Annotated in this window: 1 protein-coding gene; it reads right to left on the bottom strand. The window is 61.9% G+C overall.

Annotation, left to right across the window (positions count from 1 at the left end; genetic code table 11):
- A partial coding sequence (tuf, locus tag AC2EBU_RS16960; protein WP_484611636.1) for an elongation factor Tu occupies positions 1 to 1,189 on the bottom strand: 1,189 nt, incomplete at its 3' end.
- Positions 1,190 to 1,194: the final 5 nt, after the last annotated feature.

Raw genomic sequence — 1,194 nt, 5'->3', positions numbered from 1 at the left:
ACTCGATGATTTTGGCAACGACGCCGGCGCCGACGGTGCGGCCACCCTCGCGGATGGCAAAGCGCAGGCCTTCTTCCATGGCGATCGGGGCGATCAGCTTGACGGTGATGGACACGTTGTCACCCGGCATCACCATTTCCTTGTCCTTGGGCAGCTCGATAGCGCCGGTAACGTCGGTGGTGCGGAAGTAGAACTGCGGACGATAGTTGTTGAAGAAGGGGGTATGGCGCCCGCCTTCGTCTTTGCTGAGCACATACACTTCACCAGTGAAGTGGGTGTGCGGCTTGATCGAGTTGGGCTTGCACAGCACTTGGCCGCGCTCGACGTCTTCACGCTTGGTGCCGCGCAGCAGGATACCGACGTTGTCACCGGCCTGGCCCTGATCGAGCAGCTTGCGGAACATTTCCACGCCCGTGCAGGTGGTCTTCTGCGTCGCCTTGATGCCGACGATCTCGATTTCCTCGCCGACCTTGACCACGCCGCGCTCGATACGACCGGTCACCACGGTGCCGCGTCCGGAGATGGAGAACACGTCTTCCACAGGCATCAGGAACGCGCCGTCGACGGCGCGCTCGGGCGTGGGAATGTAGCTGTCGAGCGCATCGGCCAGGCGCATGATGGCCTGCTCGCCCAGGTCGCCCTTGTCGCCTTCCAGCGCCAGCTTGGCCGAGCCCTTGATGATGGGCGTGTCGTCACCGGGGAAGTCGTACTTGGACAGCAGCTCGCGCACTTCCATTTCGACCAGCTCCAGCAGTTCGGCGTCGTCGACCATGTCGCACTTGTTGAGGAACACGATGATGTAGGGCACGCCAACCTGACGGGCCAGCAAAATGTGCTCGCGCGTCTGGGGCATGGGGCCGTCAGCGGCCGAGCACACCAAAACGGCGCCGTCCATCTGGGCTGCACCGGTGATCATGTTCTTGACGTAGTCGGCGTGGCCGGGGCAGTCAACGTGCGCGTAGTGCCGGTTGGCCGTTTCGTATTCGACGTGCGCGGTATTGATGGTGATGCCGCGTGCCTTCTCTTCGGGAGCCGCATCAATCTGGTCGTAGGCCTTAGCCTGACCCCCGAACTTGGACGCCAGCACGGTGGTGATCGCCGCCGTCAGCGTCGTCTTGCCGTGATCCACGTGACCAATGGTGCCCACGTTCACGTGTGGCTTGGTACGTTCAAATTTCTCTTTTGCCATTTTTT

It is taken from the genome of Curvibacter sp. T50 (assembly GCF_057219955.1).
This window is presented reverse-complemented; position numbering and strand designations above follow the sequence as displayed.